This is a genomic window from Ostreibacterium oceani (genome assembly GCF_009362845.1).
Lineage (GTDB): Bacteria > Pseudomonadota > Gammaproteobacteria > Cardiobacteriales > Ostreibacteriaceae > Ostreibacterium > Ostreibacterium oceani.
In genome coordinates this window covers 24,807-45,757 of the sequence record NZ_WHNW01000012.1, presented here as the reverse complement: position 1 = coordinate 45,757, position 20,951 = coordinate 24,807, and the positions used below count along the sequence as shown (strand labels likewise).

General features: G+C 46.3%; 25 protein-coding genes. 15 read left to right on the top strand and 10 right to left on the bottom strand.

Features of this window, described 5'->3' with window-relative positions; genetic code table 11:
- Positions 1–3: 3 nt before the first annotated feature.
- Complete coding sequence (hemE, locus tag GCU85_RS08970) at positions 4–1,089, bottom strand: uroporphyrinogen decarboxylase (protein ID WP_152810841.1); 1,086 nt, start codon at positions 1,087–1,089, stop codon at positions 4–6.
- Positions 1,090–1,304: 215 nt separating this feature from the next.
- Between hemE and GCU85_RS08965 the strand changes: the two genes are divergently transcribed.
- The 9 genes from GCU85_RS08965 (at position 1,305) to GCU85_RS08925 (ending at position 8,440) form a co-directional block, all read left to right on the top strand.
- Positions 1,305–1,784, top strand: coding sequence for a YceD family protein (locus tag GCU85_RS08965; RefSeq protein ID WP_218110642.1), 480 nt, complete (start codon positions 1,305–1,307; stop codon positions 1,782–1,784).
- A 9-nt stretch (positions 1,785–1,793) separates the two neighbouring features.
- Entirely contained in the window at positions 1,794–2,003 is a 210-nt protein-coding gene (gene rpmF, locus GCU85_RS08960) for a 50S ribosomal protein L32 (protein WP_152810839.1), read from the top strand.
- A gap of 37 nt (positions 2,004–2,040) precedes the next feature.
- Positions 2,041–3,162, top strand: a complete 1,122-nt coding sequence (gene plsX, locus GCU85_RS08955) for a phosphate acyltransferase PlsX (RefSeq protein ID WP_152810838.1) — start codon at positions 2,041–2,043, stop codon at positions 3,160–3,162.
- A gap of 15 nt (positions 3,163–3,177) precedes the next feature.
- On the top strand, positions 3,178–4,149 hold the full coding sequence (locus GCU85_RS08950; RefSeq protein ID WP_152810837.1) for a beta-ketoacyl-ACP synthase III: 972 nt from the start codon (positions 3,178–3,180) through the stop codon (positions 4,147–4,149).
- Between the two features lie 194 nt (positions 4,150–4,343).
- Positions 4,344–5,369, top strand: a complete 1,026-nt coding sequence (locus GCU85_RS08945; protein ID WP_152810836.1) for an ACP S-malonyltransferase — start codon at positions 4,344–4,346, stop codon at positions 5,367–5,369.
- A 33-nt stretch (positions 5,370–5,402) separates the two neighbouring features.
- The gene (gene fabG / locus GCU85_RS08940; protein WP_152810835.1) at positions 5,403–6,158 is read left to right on the top strand and encodes a 3-oxoacyl-ACP reductase FabG; all 756 of its coding nucleotides are present in this window, start codon (positions 5,403–5,405) and stop codon (positions 6,156–6,158) included.
- Between the two features lie 136 nt (positions 6,159–6,294).
- Positions 6,295–6,642 carry an aspartate 1-decarboxylase gene (gene panD / locus GCU85_RS08935; RefSeq protein WP_152810834.1) on the top strand — a complete coding sequence of 116 codons (348 nt, stop codon included), beginning with the start codon at positions 6,295–6,297 and terminating at the stop codon, positions 6,640–6,642.
- Between the two features lie 196 nt (positions 6,643–6,838).
- Positions 6,839–7,141, top strand: a complete 303-nt coding sequence (locus tag GCU85_RS08930; protein ID WP_152810833.1) for an ArsR/SmtB family transcription factor — start codon at positions 6,839–6,841, stop codon at positions 7,139–7,141.
- Positions 7,142–7,210: 69 nt separating this feature from the next.
- On the top strand, positions 7,211–8,440 hold the full coding sequence (locus tag GCU85_RS08925) for an NADH:flavin oxidoreductase/NADH oxidase family protein (RefSeq protein ID WP_218110641.1): 1,230 nt from the start codon (positions 7,211–7,213) through the stop codon (positions 8,438–8,440).
- Here the strand turns inward: GCU85_RS08925 and GCU85_RS08920 are convergent.
- The 4 genes from GCU85_RS08920 to GCU85_RS10050 all read right to left on the bottom strand — a co-directional run bounded on the left by GCU85_RS08920 (position 8,435) and on the right by GCU85_RS10050 (position 11,057).
- Entirely contained in the window at positions 8,435–9,280 is an 846-nt protein-coding gene (locus GCU85_RS08920; protein WP_152810832.1) for a hypothetical protein, read from the bottom strand. The two genes, GCU85_RS08925 and GCU85_RS08920, sit on opposite strands and share 6 nt — an antisense overlap.
- A 50-nt stretch (positions 9,281–9,330) precedes the next feature.
- Positions 9,331–9,867: a hypothetical protein gene (locus GCU85_RS08915; RefSeq protein ID WP_152810831.1), complete on the bottom strand. Its 537-nt coding sequence runs from the start codon at positions 9,865–9,867 to the stop codon at positions 9,331–9,333.
- Between the two features lie 89 nt (positions 9,868–9,956).
- Positions 9,957–10,823 (bottom strand): DMT family transporter, encoded by an 867-nt coding sequence (locus tag GCU85_RS08910; protein ID WP_152810830.1) that lies wholly within the window; start codon positions 10,821–10,823, stop codon positions 9,957–9,959.
- A 63-nt stretch (positions 10,824–10,886) separates the two neighbouring features.
- Entirely contained in the window at positions 10,887–11,057 is a 171-nt protein-coding gene (locus GCU85_RS10050; RefSeq protein WP_218110640.1) for a hypothetical protein, read from the bottom strand.
- Between the two features lie 95 nt (positions 11,058–11,152).
- On the opposite strand from GCU85_RS10050, the gene GCU85_RS08905 reads away from it, so the two are divergent.
- On the top strand, positions 11,153–11,731 hold the full coding sequence (locus GCU85_RS08905; protein WP_152810829.1) for a hypothetical protein: 579 nt from the start codon (positions 11,153–11,155) through the stop codon (positions 11,729–11,731).
- 28 nt (positions 11,732–11,759) lie between these two features.
- On the opposite strand, the gene serB is transcribed toward GCU85_RS08905, so the two are convergent.
- The 4 genes from serB to GCU85_RS08885 form a co-directional block, all read right to left on the bottom strand.
- Positions 11,760–12,608 carry a phosphoserine phosphatase SerB gene (gene serB, locus GCU85_RS08900; RefSeq protein ID WP_152810828.1) on the bottom strand — a complete coding sequence of 283 codons (849 nt, stop codon included), beginning with the start codon at positions 12,606–12,608 and terminating at the stop codon, positions 11,760–11,762.
- A gap of 61 nt (positions 12,609–12,669) precedes the next feature.
- Positions 12,670–13,623, bottom strand: a complete 954-nt coding sequence (locus GCU85_RS08895; RefSeq protein WP_152810827.1) for a hydroxyacid dehydrogenase — start codon at positions 13,621–13,623, stop codon at positions 12,670–12,672.
- 418 nt (positions 13,624–14,041) lie between these two features.
- On the bottom strand, positions 14,042–15,004 hold the full coding sequence (locus tag GCU85_RS08890) for an LD-carboxypeptidase (protein WP_152810826.1): 963 nt from the start codon (positions 15,002–15,004) through the stop codon (positions 14,042–14,044).
- Between the two features lie 3 nt (positions 15,005–15,007).
- Complete coding sequence (locus GCU85_RS08885; protein WP_152810825.1) at positions 15,008–15,646, bottom strand: DUF192 domain-containing protein; 639 nt, start codon at positions 15,644–15,646, stop codon at positions 15,008–15,010.
- A 194-nt stretch (positions 15,647–15,840) separates the two neighbouring features.
- On the opposite strand from GCU85_RS08885, the gene GCU85_RS08880 reads away from it, so the two are divergent.
- The 5 genes from GCU85_RS08880 (at position 15,841) to GCU85_RS10045 (ending at position 19,634) form a co-directional block, all read left to right on the top strand.
- Positions 15,841–16,449: an NUDIX domain-containing protein gene (locus GCU85_RS08880; protein WP_152810824.1), complete on the top strand. Its 609-nt coding sequence runs from the start codon at positions 15,841–15,843 to the stop codon at positions 16,447–16,449.
- An 89-nt stretch (positions 16,450–16,538) separates the two neighbouring features.
- Entirely contained in the window at positions 16,539–16,961 is a 423-nt protein-coding gene (locus GCU85_RS08875; protein WP_152810823.1) for a hypothetical protein, read from the top strand.
- 82 nt (positions 16,962–17,043) lie between these two features.
- Positions 17,044–18,570: a peptidoglycan-binding domain-containing protein gene (locus GCU85_RS08870; RefSeq protein WP_152810822.1), complete on the top strand. Its 1,527-nt coding sequence runs from the start codon at positions 17,044–17,046 to the stop codon at positions 18,568–18,570.
- Positions 18,571–18,586: 16 nt separating this feature from the next.
- The gene (locus GCU85_RS08865; RefSeq protein ID WP_218110639.1) at positions 18,587–19,243 is read left to right on the top strand and encodes a DNA-3-methyladenine glycosylase family protein; all 657 of its coding nucleotides are present in this window, start codon (positions 18,587–18,589) and stop codon (positions 19,241–19,243) included.
- Positions 19,244–19,463: 220 nt separating this feature from the next.
- Positions 19,464–19,634 (top strand): hypothetical protein, encoded by a 171-nt coding sequence (locus GCU85_RS10045; protein WP_218110638.1) that lies wholly within the window; start codon positions 19,464–19,466, stop codon positions 19,632–19,634.
- 78 nt (positions 19,635–19,712) lie between these two features.
- Here GCU85_RS10045 and zapE read toward each other — a convergent pair whose 3' ends face one another.
- On the bottom strand, positions 19,713–20,885 hold the full coding sequence (zapE, locus tag GCU85_RS08860; RefSeq protein WP_152810821.1) for a cell division protein ZapE: 1,173 nt from the start codon (positions 20,883–20,885) through the stop codon (positions 19,713–19,715).
- Positions 20,886–20,951 lie beyond the last annotated feature (66 nt).

The window sequence follows — 20,951 nt, the reverse complement described above, 5'->3', positions numbered from 1 at the left end:
TGTTTAATTCGTTTGATGGTACTGTGGGCTGTGTTGCTTGACGGCCTCAATCAGTGCCGCCATGTTCTCAGGCGGCACATCAGGCGTGATACCATGCCCTAAATTAAAGACATGCCCTTGTCCAGAGTGGACGTTGCCATAGCTTGCTAATACCTTTTTGACTTCTGTTTCAATGGTCTCGGATGAAGAGAGCAGTATATTGGGGTTTAAGTTGCCTTGAAGTGCTAACTGGTTACCAACGATAGCTTTGGCATCAGACAAGTCAGCGGTCCAATCTAGTCCAATTGCATCGGTGCCAGCGGCAACAAAACCAGGCAAGTTGCGCATCCCACCCTTGGTAAATAGAACAACAGGAATGCGCTGTCCATCGTGGTTTTTTGGGAGTCTGGCAACGATTTCAGCCATTTTTTGCTGAGAGAAGGTCTCGTAAGCGGCAGGGGTTAATAGGCCGCCCCACGTATCAAAAATCATCAAAGCTTGAGCGCCTGCTTCAATTTGTGCGACCAGATAGTCGCTCACCGCGTCGACTAGCTTGTCTAATAATGCATGCAGCAGTTTAGGGTTGCTATAAAGCATGGTTTGGGCTTTGGGGAAGCCTTTTTTGCTGGCGCCACCGCCATCAATCATATAAGTGGCGAGCGTCCAAGGTGAGCCCGCAAAACCAATCAGTGGAATACGGTTTTGTAGTGCGCGACGAATGGTTGAAACGGCATCCATGACATAACGTAAATCCTGATTAGGGTCGATGGGTTTGAGTTGCAAGAGGTCTTTTTCGCAGGTAATCGTGCGCTCGAACATAGGGCCTTCGTTAGGCGAAAAATAAAGCCCTAGTCCCATCGCGTCAGGAATCGTGAGAATATCAGAAAATAAAATGGCGGCATCCAAATCAAATCGTGCTAACGGTTGTAAGGTGACCTCGCAGGCAAGTTCGGGGTTTTGGCATAGCGCCATAAAGCTGCCCGCTTGGGCGCGCAATTGTCTGTATTCAGGGAGGTATCGCCCAGCTTGGCGCATGACCCAGATAGGCGTGCGGTCAACAGGTTGGCGGAGCAAAGCGCGAATTAAACGGTCGTTTTGTAGTGGTGGCATAATTATAATGGTAAAAGTAGCGGTGAAAAGAGCCAGGCCTTCGTTAGCCGCTCATTATACGGATTTAACGCGTGAGATTGAATAATAAAAAGTCTTTTTTGAAAAAATCGTGTGGTTTGGTGTGCGATTTAGGTGGCTTTCTCAGTATGCTTCGAGGGGGATTTTAATATAAACCTTTGACAATTTTCTCATTGCGTTGTAGTATGCTTGCCCTTATGTCTGACATGTTGCCATTGATTATCGACCCTTGGGCGCTTTATCGTCATGGGAGTACTATTGTCGGGAAGCTGCCACTGGCAGAAATGCCCTATCTCTTGGCATCGCAAAATCGTGATAGTGGTGAGGCGGCGGTCAGTTTGTCGGTCGTCCAGCGCGATGATGGCGAGGTAGTGATAACAGGGCAGGCATCGATTGACGTGGTGCTTGACTGTCAACGCTGTCTTGAGCCGATGACATTAACGTTGGCTGTTGATTTGCATTTAGTTTTGCTAAAGCACGAGAAACGGCTAGAAACCATTGAAGAAGATGCGGTTGTTTGCCAAGATATGCTAGAATTGGCACCGCTGATTGAGCAAGAATTTATTTTGGTGTTACCGATAGTTGCTAAACACGAGAATTGTGAACTAGCTTATCAAAATATCAAGCTAAATAAGCGGGAAAACCCGTTTGCAAATTTGAAAGATTTATTGAATTAGGAGTCAACCATGGCTGTACAAAAAAGTAAGAAATCCCCCTCGAGAAAAGGCATGCGACGTGCCCACGATGCATTAAAGGGCAATACGCTTTCCGTAGACAATGCCTCAGGCGAGTTGCACCATAGGCACCATGTGACTAAAGATGGATTTTATAAAGGCAAGCAGATTATCGCACCAAAAGCACAAACTGAAATAACCCAAGACGATATCGACGCTTAATTTACTCGATTCTTTAATTAATTGTTAACGAATTAGTATGCAAAAATTGGCGCAGGAGAGCTCAACGATTGCGATTGATGCAATGGGGGGCGATGCTGGCACAGAGGTTATTGTCGCTGCTGCTGGTGCTGTTTTAGCAGCCGAAAAGCACCTCGATTTGATTTTAGTTGGGGATCAGCAGCGGATTGAGCGTGCATTGACGCAAGCGGGTCTTTTGCAGCATCCAGCCATTCGCGTTAAACACACCACAGAAGTCATTCAATCGGACGACTCGCCTGCATCGGTATTGAGAAGCAAAAAGGATGCGTCCATGCGGGTTGCGATTGAATTGGTGGCAAGTGGTGAAGCCGATGCCTGCGTTAGCGCAGGTAATACGGGTGCCCTGATGGCGTTGGCGCGTTATATTCTCAAAATGCTACCCGACATCGATCGCCCCGCGATTTGTACCACCGTGCCAAATAAATATGGGCACGTTCATTGGTTGGATTTGGGTGCGAATGTGGATAGTGATGCCGCGCAGCTAATGCAATTTGCGGTGATGGGCAGTGCGCTGTGCTCTGTTGTGGATGGAAAGGCCTCACCAGAGGTTGGGCTGTTGAATAATGGCTCCGAAGCCATCAAAGGTAACGAACAAGTAAAAGCTGCCGCGCAACTCATTCAAAATAGCCCATTGAATTATTGTGGATTTATCGAAGGGAACGATATTTATAATGGGCGCGTTGATGTGATTGTTTGCGACGGGTTTGTGGGCAATATTGCCTTAAAAACCAGCGAAGGATTAGCGCATTTCATTCAAAGCCTGCTCAAAGAACAATTTACGCGTAATGCCTTGACAAAAATGGCGGCGTTTGTTGCAAAACCCGTATTGCGTGCTGTCGTTGATAAGATTGATCCACGCCGCTATAATGGTGCGTCATTGCTTGGATTAAATGGTATCGTCATCAAAAGTCACGGTAATGCCGACAAAGACGCGTTTGCAAACGCGATTAAAATTGCGTCTGTTGAGGTTAAAAAACAGCTTCCAGATAAGATACGTGGTATGCTAGCGCAGTACGCTGTCGCCAATATGCCTGAAGCGAACCTATCTGAAAACAACATGCCTGAAACGACAGCGACAAATTCAGATTTAAATTTACATTCAGTATCAGCATCGGATTAAAACGAGAAACGCACGATGACGACACGAAGCTATATCCAAGGGACGGGGAGTTACCTGCCAAAAACAATCGTGACAAACGAAGATCTGTCGAAAACCTTAGACACGTCTGACGAGTGGATTGTTTCAAGAACAGGTATTTCGCAACGCCATATTGCAGGCGATAATGAATCCACTAGCGATATGGCAGAGCACGCCGCACGGCTTGCGATTGCTGATGCTGGGCTGACGCCCGACGCAATTGATTTAATTATCGTCGCGACCACCACGCCAACCCATATTTTCCCTAGCTGTGCCAGCGGGCTGCAAAAACGTCTAGGTACGCAGGTTTGCCCTGCATTTGATGTGCAGGCGGTTTGCTCGGGATTTATCTACGCACTGGATATTGCAGATAAGTATATCAAGACAAACCAAGCAAAGCATGCATTAGTCGTTGGTTCAGAAACGATGTCAAAAATTTTAAATTGGTCAGACCGCAATACTTGTGTGCTATTTGGTGATGGCGCAGGGGCTGTTGTGTTGTCCGCGAGTGAAAGCGAAGAAGGCTTAATTAGCAGCAAACTCTATGCCGATGGTGCGTTTAAGGAATTATTGTGGGTGCCTAACGGGGTGTCTTATCAGCACTCTGATGAGCGCATTGATGATTATATTCAGATGTCAGGCTCAGAGGTTTTTAAAGTGGCGGTATCTAAGCTCCGTGATTTGGTTGAACAAGTCACTGCTGGGACAGACTACGGCAGTCATCAAATCGACAAGTTAGTCCCGCACCAAGCCAATATCCGAATCATCAAAGCGGTTGCCGAAAAATTACATTTGCCGATGGAAAAAGTCGTGAGTACAGTGGCGCTTCATGCCAACACATCGGCTGCTTCTATCCCGTTGGCGCTAGATTGTGCTGTCAAGGCAAAGCAAATAAAGCGCGGCGATTTGTTGTTCATGGAAGCTTTCGGCGGTGGGTTTACGTGGGGCGGTGCATTATTGCGATTTTAAATCACACCCTATTTATGCGATAATACGCTGTCAGAATTCTATTTGAAATTTTATTTAGTTTATGCGCCTTTGGTTCGTGCTTATAGTTTGTGCTTTTGGTTCGCGTATTGATTGCCTAACCATCAAATGCTGCAAGCAGGTTGCGGCGTTGACATAGGTGGGCAAGATAAAGATAACTACAGCAGGTAATTAATATGACTCAACGTATCGCGCTCGTTTTTCCAGGGCAAGGCTCTCAGTCAGTGGGTATGATGCAATCGCTTTATAATCAGTATGAAACGGTTCGCCAAACGTATGCAGAAGCCAATGAGGTATTAGGATTTGATTTATGGCAGATGACGGCCGAAGGCCCAGCCGAATCGCTAAATGAAACCATTAATACACAGCCCGCCATGCTAACGGCTGGGGTTGCGGCCTACCGTGCCCTTAATGAGACATTCGCTATTTCACCACAGTTATTAGCAGGTCATAGCTTGGGCGAATATACTGCGCTGGTCGCATCGGGTCAGTTAACCTTTGCTGAGGCATTGCGATTAGCACGAAAACGTGCTGAATGCATGCAAGCCGCCGTGCCACAGGGGCAAGGTGCAATGGCCGCTATTTTAGGCTTAGAAATTACCCATATTCGCCAGGTCTGTGAGGATATTTCAAATGCCAATAAAGAAGCTAATCAACAAGTCAATCAAGGCGCTAATCAAGGCGCTAATCAAGGTGCGAATCAAGGTGCGAATCAAGGTGCGAATCAAGGCGTTTGGGCAGCCAATGATAATGCACCAGGGCAAACGGTAATTGCAGGTCACGCGACTGCGGTGGCGCAAGCCTGCGAAGCACTAAAGCAAGCGGGTGCAAAGCGGGCGTTGGCCTTGCCCGTTTCTGTGCCGTCGCATTGCCCTTTGATGGCAAGCGCTGCCGAGGCGATGAAGTCGGCTTTTTTAATGGCGACTTGGACGCCCGCAAAAGTGCCTGTTGTACATAATGTGGACGTTGCTATCCACGCTAATACCGCAGACATTATTAGCGCACTATCCAAACAGCTCATTGCGCCTGTACGCTGGGTAGAGACGGTGCAATATTTTGCCGATGAGCAAATTGATTTAGTTGTTGAGGTCGGGCCAGGCAAGGTGTTGGCAGGCTTAAATAAGCGAATTAATAAAGAAATGCCTGCTTTTTGTGTGCACGATCAAGAAACTTTGGAAAGTCTTGCAGACTTGCTAAAATAAAGGATGAATTAAATAACTGTTGGATGTGAACGAATGACAAACGAAAAACCAGCTGAGTACCCTGTTGTATTAGTCACTGGCGCAAGCCGTGGAATTGGTGCAACGATTTTAGAGGTAATGGGCAAAAATGGCGCGACTGTACTGGGTACAGCCACGTCAGAAAGTGGGGTGTCCGCCATTAATGAGCGGATTAAAGCCCAAGGGCTAAGCGGCAAAGGCTATGTGCTTAATGTCGCTGATGCGACGTCTATTGAACAATGCCTCGCCGCGATTGAGACCGATTTTGGCGGCATTGCGGTATTGGTCAATAATGCGGGCATTACACGCGATAATTTGCTGATGCGACTAAAAGACGAAGACTGGGACGCCGTTATCCAGACGAATTTAACCTCGGTTTATCGCTTATCAAAAGCCGTATTGCGCCCGATGATGAAGCAAAAATTTGGTCGGATTATCAATATTGCATCGGTTGTCGGGGTAACTGGCAACCCTGGGCAGACGAATTATGCCGCGGCCAAAGCGGGTGTTATTGGGTTTAGCAAGTCTCTCGCGCGCGAGGTTGCCTCTAGAGGGATTACGGTTAATACGATTGCACCAGGATTTATTCAGACCGATATGACGGCCGCGTTATCCGATGAGCAAAAAGCCGAATTGGCGAAAAACATCCCTGCGGCCAAACTAGGTGCGGCGGCGGATATTGCGCATGCGGTTAAATTCCTTGCTTCGCCTGAAGCGGGTTATGTCACGGGTGAAACACTGCATATCAATGGCGGTATGTACATGGGCTAAACGCTGGCAGGCGTTAGGTAAATGGCTAGACAGACGGCTAGGCAGGCGGATAGCGGCATGTCAGGGCAGTTGAAGCTTAAATAAATAGCCGATAAATAGTAGGCTATTCATGCAGAAAACAAAGTAGAGGAGTATCATGCGGTTTTATATGCACGCCAAAATACACAAAGCGACCGTGACACAAGCCGATGTTGCCTACGTCGGCAGTATCACGATTGACAAAGCCTTATTAAACGCAACTGGGTTAGCCGCTCATGAAAAAGTGCTTGTCGTTAGCAATACCTCGGGCGCACGGCTAGAAACGTATATTATCGAAGGCGAAGAAAATTCAGGCATAATCAGTATGAATGGCGCGGCAGCGCATTTGATAAAGGCTGGCGAAGAAATCATCATTATCGGTTTTGAGTTGGCAGACAAAGCCCCCAAAGCCAAAGCGATATTGGTGGATAAGGACAATCGCGTCCTCCGTGATATGAATGAATAAGTCATTGGTTTAAAATAATTATCGTCTAATTTTTCTGATAGGCAGCTGTTTCGAACTGTTTTTGACAAACAATTAATACAATCAAAAAACATCACGTTAAAAATTTTGTCTGTCTTCGTTTGCAGAGCAACACGTTGAAACCAAATGACAGTTAAAAACACTTGCATTTAATTTAAATATCGATATATTTAAATATATGAAAATAGAAATCGCCTTAGTGGCACTCAACAACCCCGTGCGGCGTCAAATTCTCGTCTGGCTTAAAGACAGGTCAAACTTTCCTTCTGCGTTGCCCGAGCACAGAAATTTGGAAGGAGTTTGCGTCGGCTATATTCAGGATAAGGCTGGGCTGTCGCAGTCAACGATCTCGAACTACATGGGTATATTAAAACAAGCGGGTTTGGTGAAGTCAGAACGTCACGGCAAATGGACTTTTTATCGTCGTGACGAAGATACCATCCGTCAATTTATAACCGCCTTTAGAGAAGAGATTTTGTAACCTTAACGCCAAAATACGAAGCGCTCGTAATCAATTTGTATCGAGATATCGAGCATTCTGAATATATAAATGGAGTATGCCAATATGATTCAATGCGCGTTCAAACTACCCAATGGTACCGTCCTACGTAATCGTCTCGTTAAGTCGGCGATGTCCGAAGCATTGGGAGATCGATTCAACAATCCGACGCAAGGCCTTGTCAACCTTTTTGCTCGCTGGAGCAAGGGCGGCGCTGGACTTTTAATTACGGGTAATACACCAGTCGATCGTTGCCATCTGGAGCATGCGGGTAATTTTGTGCTGGACTGTCAATCAGATATGGCGCGGGCACGGCAGCTGGCGACAGCGGCAAAAAGTGGTGGCTCGGTGGCGCTCGTACAGTTAGCCCACGCGGGTCGGCAAACACCAGAGCTGATTAATCCTCACCCGCTGTCGATGTCCAGCCTTCGCCTTAATCTCCCAGGATTTGGGACACCAAAAGTCGCAACTGAGTCTGATTTCGAGGACGTGGTTAGGAAGTTTACGAAATCAGCGGCATTGGCGAAAGAGGCTGGATTTGACGGCGTACAAATCCACGCAGCGCATGGATATCTGTTGAGTTCGTCGCTGTCGCCAAGGATAAATACTCGTGATGATCGCTGGGGTGGGTCTCTGAAAAATCGGGCACGACTCGTACTTGCGGTAGTTCGAGCGGTGCGTGTCGAAGTCGGAGACGATTTTATTCTAGCCACTAAGTTGAATTCATCGGATTTCCAAAAGGGCGGGTTCACTCATGAGGACAGTATCGAAGTTGCCAAGATGCTGCAGAATGAAGGTATCGATTTTCTGGAAATTTCAGGCGGGAACTTTGAGGCACCTGCCTCGTATCAGTATAAAACTAAGCAAAGCACCATCGAGCGTGAAGCCTATTTCCTAGACTATGCTCGCGACATTAAAGCGGTACTTAACATACCTGTCATGGTTACTGGCGGATTTCGCTCGGCTTTAGTGATGAACAATGCATTGTCTAGTGGCGCGACCGATTTGATAGGAATGGGGCGTCCGTTTATTGTTGATCCTGAGTTTCCGACAAAGCTGTTGAATGGCTCAATTGAAATGGCTCCAGCCGTAGAGCGAGATTTTCCTCCTGCTGAGGAACTGCCCAGAAATGCCGCCCTAAATTGGTTTTGCCACCAGCTAGCGCTTCACGGTGAAAATGGTGACTCAGATATCGCGGTATCTGTCATCGACGGTCATGAGAACTATCTGGCAGCGATTAAATTTTTAACAGATCGTTTTCTTGCTGCTCGAGTATTATAAAATGCGTTTACCATTGAGTGTCTGCAGATAAGTTTTAAATAAGGGTGCAGTCAAAGTTGTCAGCATCAAAATGGGTAATGCGAAATAGATGGCTATTTGCCATTCAGAAAGTATGGTTTCCCCCGGGTCAAGTTGGTCAAATCCAGTGCGGTTAATGATATGAATGGGGTACAAGGAGATAAAGCCAAAGAAAGCAATAATCAGTCCTGATATTAAGCCGTTATAGTGTGGAGGTGCGGGCTTGGATTTATAGCGAATGCCATAGTCTATATAGCTATTTATGAACAAAAAAATGCAAAGTAATACGATGCAAATAGAAATATACCAAATAAAAATACTGATTGTTTTTGGATAGAGAGCAAAAGAGATAATGACGTAACCACAACTAGCTGAAAATAATAAAGTATGCATAAAAAATGCGCGTTTGAAAAATAAATTAGTTTTGATTCTGAATAATTTTACTAACATGAGTATAGGTAAAAAAACAGTGGCAGGCGTCATCATCAGTAAGGCCAAATAGATAAACGCATTATTTTTTAGGGCAAAAGAATGGGGCGTTGTGCTGGCTCGAATAAAATATTCTCTAATGACTGGATGATAGCGATTGAAAAATAAAAATGACACTCTGATTCTGTTTGATGCCGAAGTTTTTTGGGATAAAAAAGAACCAGTCTTATTGGTTCTTCGTGATTCATAGACAGGTCTTATGATTTCCCCGCATTTTGGGCAGGCATAATATGGCGTACGCTTTACACTACAGCCGATAATTTTGCTCGTTATTTTATGGGTAAGGAAGAATGATTTTTCTTTGCAATTTGGGCAGTTATGTTTGAAATTCATCGGTGGTGTGGTGTTTTTTGGCGGATAAGGGGTTCTGGGTAAAGCTTCCGTTAGTCTTTAGGAATGCGTACGAAGTATTCTCGTAGGTTTGACATTCTTGGCAGCGGAGACGTCCAATAAGTATTTTTATCGACAAAATGCAGTGTGTGTGTGGTGAACTCTTCAATGCTGATGTCCATTATTTTTAAGGCCTCAATAGTATGTTTATTTTCCTTCAATTTGGTCTGGTTTTCAGCGATGATTACTTTATCTTTTTGACATACGGTGTAAACGATGTTGTTGGTATGTATTTGTTCTGCATTTTTCTTCAGCTGATCTTGTATTCTGGTTGTGTGTTCCGGTATGAAAAAGATGTAGGATGTTGGTGTGAACTCAACTTGTCCAATCCCAAAAATATCTTGCAAAAGCTGTATCTGTTTGTCACTGTATTTTTTGTCAGTGCGCTGTTTGGCATAGTCTAAGCTCAGTGATTTCGAGGATTGCCATTTGCCGAGGATGTGCTCGCAGGCATTTGTAGATGATGTGCTGATGATGGTGTATAGGGCGATAAGGCCGATAAAAGGCTTTGAGTGCAGTCTGTGATTCATTGTTTTTCTTGCTTTTTTTGAATGGCGTTAGCTTACCAGTATCGCATATGTGATTACGGAATCCAATTTTTTATCACATCCGTTTATAGCTAACCTTTTTCTCGGTTGACTAGATACACCGCGCCGATGACGGTGATTAAGGCAATGATGAGATTGGCGTCTAACGTTTCGTTTAATAAGACAACGCCAAAAAATGCCCCCAAGACAGGGATTAAAAAGTTAATTTGTGACATACGCCCTGCGCCAATTTTTGGGATTAAATACAGATAAACAAAGGTCGCCAGCGCGGTGGCGATAACCCCCAGATAAAGTAAGGCAAGTAATGCGGATAGGCTAGGCATTTGAAAAAATTGTTCTTTATCGACGGCGATAGCCACAGGTGAGGTGATTAGTGCGCCAGCCAAGCAGGCGACAAAGGCGAGCATGATGCCGCCTTGATGCACGAATTTGCGGACATACAGGGTGTTTAAGGCATAAAAAACCGCGGCCATGGCAATGGCAAGTAAACCAGGGACGTGCTGTCCTGCTTCTGAAAAAACGCCAACACCGACAAGGATAAGCAAACCACTGATGCCTAGACTTAGGCCTGCCACCTTGCGGCCAGTAAGGGGTTCGTCAGCAAATAATAAACTCGCCAAAAATACCGTGACAATTGGGGTTAACCCCATCAATACGGCGGCAACACTACTGTCGACGGTGGTTTCGCCCCAGCTAATCAGAAAAAAAGGAATGACATTACCGGTCAGTCCTATCGCGATACCGTGCAGCCATATGCTAATACTTGTGTGCAAAGGGATGCGCTTATATACGATAAACGCCAATAATACCAACGCGGCAATAATCATGCGGTGGGCGACCAATGTCATCGGTTGCATCGTTTGGATGCCGATTTTAATGGCAGGGAATGTCGCTGCCCAAATACAGGCCAGCAGAAACCACAGCATCATATTTTTCATGTTTTATTGTTACGTTAGGTTGTGTGTTGTTTGCCGCGTATTGTTTGTTTGCGGTTTTGCACTTTATTCGTGCTTTTTTGTTCGCTTTTCTTGAGTCGTTATGCCAGATGTGCTGTGCCACATTTGCTGCGTCAGATTCGTTGTATCGCTATTGATACGCCCATCGGTCACTCGATGGCAGTAACCGCCTAAACAACCACCTAAGCGACCACCTAACGGCCACTTAAACGTCATGCATTGGTTACGCTTAGAACAGCAGTCTGTGTCTATAATATTAGTTCAAACTCAGATTAACCCCTAAATTAACCCATTACAAATCAGCTTAGCATATGGCGAATAAAAACGCTTTAACTATTTTTTCTAGAGGCTTATTGGCCTTGTCAGTGATGTCTGCCTTGAGTGGTTGCGCCAGTGGCGTTGCAAGTATCACAGAGACGCTTAATTTTTACCCCAGCAATTCTGCGGCTGAAAAGCTGGGGGCATTTACGCATTACCATCAATACGCGAGCGGCCATCCGCCCGAGCAGTTAAGCATTCGGTTGCCAAATGGCGAAATCGTTCGAGGGCATATGACGTTCTTAGAGGCGTCATCAACACAAACAACTGCGATCGATCCATGGGGTGAATCTTACTTTGGTTTCAATGCCGTGGGGCCGCGGCATCGTTATCCAGGGCACTCGGTCTATTGGCACTCAGGGTTTTATGCAACCCCTCGCGTACAAACAGTGCGCGACAATAATCAACAAGTTAAGCTAGATGCGGTGGGTGAGCAGTCGAGACTAAATTGTGAAGGCGAGTATAACCGCCAACAAAAAGTCGGCACTTTGCAATGCCAGCTATCGACAGATAATTTATCTAACGAGATGACATACAAAGTCCATTTGCGCCGCATTGCCGTGCGCCAATAGACCTAAGTAGGTTTAATCGCCAATCAACTTAATCGTTAATAAACCAAAGCAAATTGTCAATTGTCCCTGCGTGGATTTCGGCATTCACCGATGCCTGTACCACTGGTTTGCCGTAGTAGGCGACCCCTAGCCCCGCTGCGCGTAACATTTTGATATCATTGGCGCCATCGCCGATTGCAACGGTTTGTTTAATGTCGATGTCGTTTTCTGCGGCTAGCGTTTGCAGGGTTGATGCTTTGACCTCCGCCGTGACTAAGTCGCCAATCCAATGCCCATCCAGACAATCCGCGTCATCGTAGGATAATCGGTTTGATAAATGGCGTTTAAATCCTAGTTTTTGGCTGACCACCTCGGTAAATAAACTAAATCCGCCAGAGATTAGACAGCTATCCATTGATTTTTCGTTAATGCCTTGCATTAATTGCTGTGCGCCTTTGGCCAAGGTGACTTTTTCGGCTAATTCGATGACAGTTGCTTTGGGGATGCCTTTGAGCAGTTGTAATCGCTTTGCGAGGGCTTCGCGATAATCAATATGGCCTTGCATTGCAGCGGTGGTGATTTGGCTGACTTGCTCGGTAAGACCGAGGACGCTGGCCATTTCTTCGATGGTCTCACCAACCACAATGGTGGCGTCCATATCTGAGAGCAATAGCTTTTTCGTGACGTGTTTGGACTCTTGTAGCGCAAAGTCAATGTGCTGTTGGTATAACGTCTGGCGAAAGGCTTCAGTCAGTATCGTGGCGGTTGGGCAGTCAATATCCCAGACGTTTTCATGGCGTGCTGTTATATTGAGTATGGTGGTAAATGGTGCAATCAACTGGCGTATCGCTTGCGTATGTAATGGTTGATTCGCAACTAAGGTCAATGTTTTGTGCATGCGCTCATTCCTGAAATAATCAATGGATAGTCTGTGGGTAATTACCAGTGGTTAGGAAACGTTATGGTTTAAGCGAATGCGTATTGATTGCATGGGTGATTGCACCAGTGGTTAGGAAGCCGCCAACTTGTTCAGCAATTTGTATTGCCACATTGTCTTGTGCTTCTTTGGTAGCGGCGGCAATGTGTGGGGTGAGTATAACCCGTGGGTGTTGCATGAGGGGGTGCTGCGTCAATGGTTCTTCGGCAAACACGTCCATGGCAACGCCTGCGATTTGTCCGCTGTCCAAAGCCGCTTTTAACACGGTTTCATCGATTAATCCGCCTCTAGCCGCATTGATGAGATAAACGCCTGTCTTCATTTTGGCGATGGCATCAGCATCAATGATGTGCTTAGTGTCTGCCGTGAGCGGTGTGTGCAATGTGATAAAATCAGAACGGGCGAATAAATCGACTAGGCTGACCTTTTCAATTTGGTTTTCTGCCGCTTGCGCGTCACTTAGCATGGGGTCAAATGCGCAGACGTGCATTTTTAAGCCTTGGGCACGATTAGCGACGATTTTGCCGATATTACCACAGCCAATAATACCCAATGTTTTGTGGGATAACTCAACGCCTGTGAAGCGATTTTTCTCCCAGTGACCAGCGTGTGTGCTGGTGTTAGCCTGCGGGACGTGTCGTGCGACGGCAAACAGGAGCGCAAGGGTATGTTCTGCCGTGCTAATCGCGTTGGCCATTGGGGTATTCATCACGATAATGTTAGCGTTGGATGCTGCCGTGATATCAATGTTATCGACCCCGATACCTGCGCGTCCAATGACTTTTAGGTTGGGTGCTTTGGCGATAAGGGCGGCATCGACTGTGGTCGCCGAGCGAACCAGTAACGCATCGGCTTCGCCAATGATGGTTTCTATAGAAATTTCACCGTTAGCGGGGCGCGCATCAACCGTTAGACCGAGGTTAGCTAATACGGTCTGTGCTTTGGTATCCATTTTGTCTGCAATAATTACTTTCATCGTTACCTCTAAAAACGCAATAAAAAAATCAGTGGGAGCAATCTTTGATAACAGGTGCTTAGGCGGCTTTGCTAAGCGAGGAGGCTGGGCTGGCGACTAACAAGATTGCAAGAATGGGTGATGTTAGCGCCAGCACATCGACGAAACACGAATGCGACTAGCAGCGCAGGTCAATGCGACAAGCGATAGCGGTGCGGTAATCAGCGGATGAAGTAGCGGTATTATCTGCATAAATTTGCTAATATTCGACGTTTGTTATTCTGATAACGGCTAATATACGATGGCTTTCGTGGAAAAGCAATCCCTTAAGCAAAGAATTATGGGTTATTTTTTATATCGACGAAGCGAGCGATTTTATTGCCAGCTTCTTTATCGCGCTTCTGCTGAGTTTTCTGCTGAGTTTTCTACTGATGGGCTGTTAGGCAACACCCGTGTCGTAGCGCCAGCATAAATTACGTGCGCCATGCCCAAAATCTGGGCTGCAATAGACGGGGAAATGGGCGTCGGTAAATTGGGCTTTTAGGATATCAAATAAATCAATTTGGGGCGAATGACAGGCCTGCATTTCCCCGAAAACTAGCCCTTGAAGGTTGGTTAGCTTGCCAGCAAGCGCCAAGTGGGTCAGCATACGATCAATACGAAAAGGCGGCTCGTTGGTCTCTTCTAGCATGAGTATTTTGTTGGTTGTGTCAATCGCAAAGGGCGTGCCCAGCGTGGTGACAACAATCGATAAACAGCCACCCGTTAGTGGGGCTGTTGATAAATTAAGCGGCTGTGTTTGTGTTTGCGTTTGTGCGTGTTTCTGGGCGTGTTTCTGGGCGTGTTTCTGGGCGTGTTTCTGGGCGTGTTTCTGGGCGGCTGCATTGAGGGGTTCAAGCGTTAATTTGGGGAATTCGCCAGTAAATAACGCGTGATAGAGTTGTTGACGATTGGTCTCTGCTGCTTGCGTTGGTGCTAAAAATTGCGCCGTGGCTAAGTTAGGGCCGTGAATGCGATGTATGTTGCTATGTGTGGCTAAGCACAATTGAAGGGTGGTGATATCGCTAAATCCAACGAGCCATTTTTCGCCAAAACTGACTGGGGTGATAGCATCGACGATTCTCGCACAGCCGTAGCCACCGCGGGTGACGAAAATGGCTTTGATTGTCGGATCAGTAAGGGCGGCATTTAGCTGCGTGGCACGCGTATCATCGTTGGCAGCTAAGTAGTGCGTGGGCTGCTGCGCTGCGAAAATTTTAACCACTAGCCCCCAGCTAGTGAGCAGCTCAACCGCCTCGTTTAGGTAGCCAGTTTCGTGTGATTTTTGCCCTGATGCAGGCGCAATTAACGCCACCGCATCGCCCGTTTTTAAACGGAAATGACCACCCGCCGTTATCGCCATCGGCTATAACCATCCGCAGGCATAAAAACGTTGCCCTATTTGCAAGTTACGTTTTTTTGCCTCGCCGCCTTTTATTTCGACAACATATTGAATGTCGTTGGTTGCTGATGGGTAAGTTGGGCATTGCGCTTGGCGACAGGGCGGCACATTGTGTTTGATTTCTTTTAGCACACCATTGGTATCGAAAAACAGCATATCAAGCGGGATTAAGGTGTTTTTCATCCAAAAACTCACTTGTCTGGGAGCGGGAAAGACAAAAATCATGGCTTGATTGGCTTGCATGCTGGGTCTGTGCATCATGCCTTTTTGCATGGTTTGTGAAGTGTTGGCAATTTCTAGCTCAAACTGGTGCTCACCCAAATACAATAGACTATTATAGTTTTCTTGGAATTTGGCAGCGGAATCCTGTGTTGTGCTTTTATTATCGCGTTCAAGCGCGTTGGCGGCGGGTAGATTGAGGCACAAAAAAACGATTGACAGACTAATTAACCGCGTCACGAATAAGCGGGTTGGCCGTTGTGGTGTGTTTTTTAAATACTGCGTTACGAAAGTACGTACGAGTCGAGGTGAAAAAAACGGCGAAAACCGATAGGAAAGCGCAAAATAGGGTGTGGCGGCGAGTGTTCGGGTTAGGTTTTTCATGGTAAAGTATGGGTCATCAGTGTATGGGCTATCAGTGCATGGGGGTGCTATTTTGATTGCTGCTTTGTTTGAATTTTATCATAACATAGGACAGGGCGGTTAAAACATAACAGACAGCGCATCAGATTTTGAGCTCATTGGTAGGTGTTCATTTTAAGACAATAGATAAATAGATAACAATAGAGGAAACAGCTATGCAGTACCAAGTGACATTACACGATACTCAGCCTTGTTACGAAGGGTTTTTTAAGATTTATGCTTATACGGTTTCGTTTGATCGATTTACAGGCGGTCAAGTCCAGCAAGTGATTAGAGAATGCGGTAAAAAACACGATGTGGTGGCGGTATTGCCCTATGACCCTGTGCGGGGCGAGTTTTTGTTGGTCGAGCAATTTCGTATCGGCATGTTGGTGCGGGGCGAACATCCGTGGACGTTGGAGATTGTGGCAGGGTTTATGGATGTGCAGGGTGAAGACGAGGTGCGCACGGCACAGCGTGAATTATTCGAAGAAACGGGCTGCGAGGCCCAAGCCGTTTACCCTATGACTGAATATTACTCAGGCCCAGGCGGTAGTGCTGCCAAGATAAAAGTTTATTTGGCAACCATTGACGCGACAACACGTCGAGAGTTTACGGGAATTATCGAAGAAGGTGAGGATATCCGTGTGCATACGGTCAGCGTCAAAGAAATGTATGATGCAGTAAGCGAGGGGCGGTTAAATAATGCGACCAGTTTGATTGCGTTTCAACAATTTTTTATGCACGATTGGGAAGGCAAAATCAAACAACTAGCCAGTCAATAGTCAAACTGGAATGCACAAACAAGCCAAAGATGCACGAAACCAATTAAAAATACGTTATAATGTAGGGTTTAAACACGGCGTGTATCAGAATGAAACCTTGGGTGATTTTTTTTATTTTGGCTTGTATTGCGGTGGGTGTTTATGCGTGGAAACAACGCCAACAAGCGTTTGACGACTTAAAACAACTCGCTGAATCGGGTGTTGAAACATCGCTACGCGTGGAGTCTCGTCCGATTATGGTGTTAGATAAATCGCGTGCAATGCTGTATCTTGTTGGGCTTGGAAAGATTGAAGAAATACCGTTTGCTAACATTACAGAGATTAAATTTGTAGAAACGCCAGAAACAGGCAATAATGCTAGCTTACCCAGAGGGCCAGATTCTGCGTTGATTACGACGAAATCAGCTGTCTTTCGTGTCACTGATTTGCCGCGTAGTGCCGAAGAAACGCTAGCATTCTTTGCTGAGCAGGCTTTGTTTGACGGTCAATTAACGCTACAGTCTAGGCGTTAATGTAGGCGTTAATGAAGCCCGGCAATTAAGGGTCAATCTGGGAAAAATACATAAAAAGCGATAACTTAGGTACGCAATAACGATGATGAGAAAGTGGTTTTTACTATGTGCGATTGTGTTGTCTTGTGGCAACCTCTACGCGCAAAACGCACAAAATGCGCAAAACAAGGCTTCGGAGCAAGCTTCGGAGCAGGCTTCAGATGCCGCAGAGGCTGATGATGCGATCAATTCGACTGCTCATAACGCCGCTCGCGACGGGGATTTAGATACACTAAGGCAGCTGCGATTTGAAGGCCAGGATCTATTTATCCCCGATGAACGTGGTTTTATTCCTTATGAGTTGGCGGCGATGCATGCCGACCCCGATAAGCCTGATGAGCTCCGAAAACGCGTTGAAATCATGCTGTGGCTCAAGGAGTATAAACCTGAAAACCATCGTTTTGGCAAAGCGTCGATTGCTTTTGTTCAGACAGGTCTAGGTGCATTGGGCTATGACACGGGCAAGCCCGATGGGTTGATTGGCGAAAAAACAACCAGTGCCATCAAAGCCTATCAAAAAGACAATAACTTGGCTGAAACAGGACGGTTGGGGCCGCAGTGGTTAGGATTTTTTTACCAAGATATATTAAAAGATTTACAGTTTAAGCTTACGGATTTGGGCTACGATACCAAAGGGATTGATGGATTAATGGGCGGCAATACACAGGCGGCGTTAAAACGTTATCGAGAATCGAGCGAATTAACCGATGTGACATACCCTGACTTAGATGCATTATTGGTCGGACACATCAATCAACGCTACCAAAATAAACGCCAACAAGCGATCGCCGCGACCAAAGCCAAAGCACAAAAAAGCAAAGAAAAAGAAACCCGCTATACGCAGGCAGCACTTAAAATACTAGGTTATCGTGTGGGCAAAGTGGACGGCGTGTTTGGCAGCAAAACACAGAATGCGTTGAAATCCTTTCAGAAAAAATATGGGTTAAAATCGACTGGTCAATTAGACGATAAAACCCAAAGCAAATTAACCGCTGAAGCAGTCAAAGCCACGCAGAAAAAATTAAACGCACTTGGGTTTAATTCAGGCACCCCTGATGGTGTCATCGGTAAGCGCACACAGCAAGCACTAATCAGCTATGCCAAAAAATATAAGGTAAAGAGTACTGGCATTGATGCGAATTTGATGGTTTCGGTTAATAGTCGCCACGCGAATCGCAGTACAGCGAGTACTAAATCGAGCACTAAGTCGAGCACTAAAACAGCGAAAACCACCGCGCCAAAATCAACATCAACGACCAAAGCAACATCAACGACCAAGGCAACCAGCTCGAAAACGCCGAAAAAATCGACCGCCACGGGCAAAAAGCCCAGTGAAGATGTGGTCAAAAACACCACGGGTACCAAACGCAGCTCATCGGTTAGTGCAACCGCCGCAAAAGGGGTGATGACGTTTAATCGCCAAAGCGGTCGTGTCGTAGGGTGCAGTATTGCGGGCAAAAATATTCCAATCGAGTGGTGCGAGCCTTTTTATCCGCTACCCAAAAACAACCACTGTGAAGCGTCGTTTAAACCACAAGACGGCGACGTGATTAATTTGTGGTGTAAATAAGTCGGTTGTTTTTATCATGTTAAACGCAACCCGTTTGCAATGCTCACGGATTCTAACCCCATCATCTCTTGCCACACAGGTGCAAGGCTTAATTGCTGTCGCGCCCGTGTTTGCAGACGTTTTTGCCGTGACGGGTTTGCCCGAGTTACGATTGCGCGACAATGATTTTACTCAGCTTTATCGTACGATTGTTTCGCAGCAGTTATCCGTGGCCGCCGCCAGTAGCATTTGGAAAAGGCTTAGTGCCGCATCACTGGTCACGCCCAAGGCAATTAAAGCCGCAAGCGATTCACAGCTCAGGCTGTGTGGATTGTCTAGCCAGAAAATTCGTTATGTTCGTTCGTTGGTCTCGCATCGGATTGATTTTGCGGAGTTGGCTTCGTTGGATGATGAAGCGGTGATTGCGCAGCTGACAGCAGTAACGGGTATCGGACGCTGGACGGCAGAGATTTATTTATTATTTTCCCTTAATCGTCCCGACGTCATGGCGGCGAATGATTTGGCGCTTCAGGTTGCCGCGCAACATTGTTTATCGCTTAAAACGCGACCTAAGGAAAGTCAATTACGTGAAATCGCTGAGGACTGGCAGCCCCATCGCAGCGCCGCGTGCTATTTGCTGTGGTCGTATTACCACGAAATAAAATCTCGCCAGGCTTTGCGCGTAGTGACATAATTGAATAGATGAAAATATAATGGTCAATATTGCTTTGCGCTGAGTGAAAATCCTAATGGCGCTAATCATTGAAAAAACAGATGGGAAAAAGTCGTAAGCTAGTCAATCTAATCGCTGGTATTTTTATCGTTGGTGGTTTATCTTCATATGGTTATCCTTTCATTAGTGCCGAGAGCCGTATGCGTCAAATCTTCAAATCTGTGCTGAGATTATACCGGGCATGTCTGTTGATATCTTAAGGTCATTCGCCGATGAGCATGGGCTTAGACCGCCTCACGCAGAGACAGGCTCTACTCTTCTTGTAGAGTCCAAAACGTTTGGTCGTTGGGGCTGTCATGTAGTGCTTGAAAACGGGGTGGTGAAAACTGCAGAGTATAACTTCATGGATTAAAGCAATCAAAGTCACACGCAGTTCATATACTGACAATTACAGCAAAACAGGGGCTATTTAAATTCAGATGATTACGGCCTAGCGATTATTTTGGCTATAAGTCGCTTGTTGCATTTCAGCCAGTCGGGATTGCAGGCGGGCGAATTCGAATGCCAGTTTTTTGCCTTGGTAAATCTGTTCGATTGGTGCGGCACTCGATAGAAATAATAAAATTTGCTGGTCATACAGCACGTCAATTAGCAATAAAAACCGTTTGGCGGCTTCTTCTTGGTCGCGGTCTAATACAGGAATGTTGGTTAAGAAAATCACTGGAAACTGCTTAGCAAGCGCAATATAGTCATGCTGCGAGCGTGGGCCTTCGCATAACTGTGAAAAATCAAACCAAATCATTTCCGCCGATTGTTGCTGGTAGGTGATTGGACGGTTTTCAATGATGATTTGTCCCTCATGGGAAACGGTTAAGCCGTGATTGATTTGCTCGGCGATGGCGGTGAGTTGTGCTTGGCTATCTGTCTCGTGGGTGTTAAAGAATCGCGGGCTTTTGGCAACGCTTAGGCGGCGGTAGTCTTGTCCGTTGTCTATGGCGTGGATGACCATCGTGTCTTTAATCAACGCAATCGCAGGTAAAAAGCGTTCACGCTGTAATCCCCCTCGATATAAATCATCAGGCGCGATATTGGTGGTCGTGATGATAACGACGCCTTGTGATATAAGGCTGTCCAATAACTGGTACAGCAACATCGCATCGGTAATATCATTGACCATGAATTCGTCCAGACAAAGCACGCGATATTGGTCGGAAAAATCACGGGCGATAATCGTGAGTGGGTTTTCAACGGAGAGTTGACGAAGGCGCTGGTGCACCTCTTGCATAAAATAATGAAAATGCACGCGATAAACAGGCGCTGAGGCGTGTTCGCAAAATAAATCCATTAAAAACGTCTTGCCACGCCCCACCGCGCCGTACAGGTAGAGTCCTTGGCATGATTCTTGGTATGTCGTCGTGCGTGTTGGTTCGCGTGTTGATGCTAAATTTAGCCAGTGCTTCCACGTAGACGCCATCGTAGATACTATCGTAGACAGCATCGTAGGTACCGCCGTTTTAGCCTGATGGTTTGTGCTTTTTAAGCCAGTATCAATCCGTGCAAATTCATCAACGATGACGCATTGAGCGGCATCGATTTCATAGCCAGCCGCGTGAATGTGTCGCTGATATAGCTGTTGCCAGCGTTGCTGGTTGCATTGTGCCATAGGGTATTGTCGGGTTGTTCGGGTGTGGATGAGTCAATCTCGTGACGATGTGACCGCTGTGCGGGG

Coding starts and splice junctions, on each gene's coding strand:
- GCU85_RS08880 (WP_152810824.1), top strand. CDS start 15,841: ATGCAGTACCAAGTGACATTACACGATACTCAGCCTTGTTACGAAGGG.
- GCU85_RS08910 (WP_152810830.1), bottom strand. CDS start 10,823: ATGAAAAATATGATGCTGTGGTTTCTGCTGGCCTGTATTTGGGCAGCG.
- plsX (WP_152810838.1), top strand. CDS start 2,041: ATGCAAAAATTGGCGCAGGAGAGCTCAACGATTGCGATTGATGCAATG.
- GCU85_RS08945 (WP_152810836.1), top strand. CDS start 4,344: ATGACTCAACGTATCGCGCTCGTTTTTCCAGGGCAAGGCTCTCAGTCA.
- GCU85_RS10050 (WP_218110640.1), bottom strand. CDS start 11,057: ATGACGTTTAAGTGGCCGTTAGGTGGTCGCTTAGGTGGTTGTTTAGGC.
- GCU85_RS08965 (WP_218110642.1), top strand. CDS start 1,305: ATGTCTGACATGTTGCCATTGATTATCGACCCTTGGGCGCTTTATCGT.
- GCU85_RS08915 (WP_152810831.1), bottom strand. CDS start 9,867: ATGAATCACAGACTGCACTCAAAGCCTTTTATCGGCCTTATCGCCCTA.
- rpmF (WP_152810839.1), top strand. CDS start 1,794: ATGGCTGTACAAAAAAGTAAGAAATCCCCCTCGAGAAAAGGCATGCGA.
- GCU85_RS08920 (WP_152810832.1), bottom strand. CDS start 9,280: ATGAATTTCAAACATAACTGCCCAAATTGCAAAGAAAAATCATTCTTC.
- GCU85_RS10045 (WP_218110638.1), top strand. CDS start 19,464: ATGTCTGTTGATATCTTAAGGTCATTCGCCGATGAGCATGGGCTTAGA.
- GCU85_RS08890 (WP_152810826.1), bottom strand. CDS start 15,004: ATGGCGATAACGGCGGGTGGTCATTTCCGTTTAAAAACGGGCGATGCG.
- hemE (WP_152810841.1), bottom strand. CDS start 1,089: ATGCCACCACTACAAAACGACCGTTTAATTCGCGCTTTGCTCCGCCAA.
- zapE (WP_152810821.1), bottom strand. CDS start 20,885: ATGGCACAATGCAACCAGCAACGCTGGCAACAGCTATATCAGCGACAC.
- GCU85_RS08905 (WP_152810829.1), top strand. CDS start 11,153: ATGGCGAATAAAAACGCTTTAACTATTTTTTCTAGAGGCTTATTGGCC.
- GCU85_RS08885 (WP_152810825.1), bottom strand. CDS start 15,646: ATGAAAAACCTAACCCGAACACTCGCCGCCACACCCTATTTTGCGCTT.
- GCU85_RS08875 (WP_152810823.1), top strand. CDS start 16,539: ATGAAACCTTGGGTGATTTTTTTTATTTTGGCTTGTATTGCGGTGGGT.
- GCU85_RS08925 (WP_218110641.1), top strand. CDS start 7,211: ATGGAGTATGCCAATATGATTCAATGCGCGTTCAAACTACCCAATGGT.
- panD (WP_152810834.1), top strand. CDS start 6,295: ATGCGGTTTTATATGCACGCCAAAATACACAAAGCGACCGTGACACAA.
- GCU85_RS08930 (WP_152810833.1), top strand. CDS start 6,839: ATGAAAATAGAAATCGCCTTAGTGGCACTCAACAACCCCGTGCGGCGT.
- GCU85_RS08870 (WP_152810822.1), top strand. CDS start 17,044: ATGATGAGAAAGTGGTTTTTACTATGTGCGATTGTGTTGTCTTGTGGC.
- GCU85_RS08865 (WP_218110639.1), top strand. CDS start 18,587: ATGTTAAACGCAACCCGTTTGCAATGCTCACGGATTCTAACCCCATCA.
- GCU85_RS08895 (WP_152810827.1), bottom strand. CDS start 13,623: ATGAAAGTAATTATTGCAGACAAAATGGATACCAAAGCACAGACCGTA.
- serB (WP_152810828.1), bottom strand. CDS start 12,608: ATGCACAAAACATTGACCTTAGTTGCGAATCAACCATTACATACGCAA.
- GCU85_RS08950 (WP_152810837.1), top strand. CDS start 3,178: ATGACGACACGAAGCTATATCCAAGGGACGGGGAGTTACCTGCCAAAA.
- fabG (WP_152810835.1), top strand. CDS start 5,403: ATGACAAACGAAAAACCAGCTGAGTACCCTGTTGTATTAGTCACTGGC.